Origin of the sequence: Geitlerinema sp. PCC 9228 (assembly GCF_001870905.1) — a bacterium.
GTDB lineage: Bacteria > Cyanobacteriota > Cyanobacteriia > Cyanobacteriales > PCC-9228 > PCC-9228.
Map to the genome: position 1 here is coordinate 1 of NZ_LNDC01000207.1, position 524 is coordinate 524.

Below are 524 nucleotides of genomic sequence, written 5' to 3' on the forward strand. Positions count from 1 at the left end.
GAAGGGGAAGCGGGTGAGCAAATTGCGATCGAGACTGTAAATGCTAACTTCGATACCTATTTAATTTTACGGGATCGGGAAGGGAACGAAGAAATCGCGAAAAACAATGATGGTGGAGAAGGCAAAAACGCCAAAATCGTCATCACATTACCAGCTACAGGAACCTATCAAGTTCTTGTCACCAGTTTTGAATCAGGAGAAACGGGAACGTACCAGCTGCGTTGGCGAGAAGCAACGGCAGATGAGCGAAAGCTAGCAGAAGCCACTCGTTTGAACCAACAAGCTATAGAACTCTACCACAAGGAAAATATGAAGAAGCTATCCCGCTAGCCGAACGTGCTTTAGCCATTCGCAAGCAGGTTCTTGGGGAAGAACATGTTGATGTCGCCACCAGCCTCAACAATCTGGCACTTTTATACCATCACCAAGGCAGGTACGAGGAAGCGGAACCCCTCTACCGCCAAGCTCTAGAGATGAGAAAACGCCTACTGGGCGAACAACATCCTGATGTCGCACAAAGCCTC

1 pseudogene is annotated in these 524 nt (G+C 48.3%); it reads left to right on the forward strand.

Annotated features, from left to right (window positions below):
* Window positions 1-524, forward strand: a pseudogene (locus tag AS151_RS21105) (tetratricopeptide repeat protein); the annotation flags it as partial.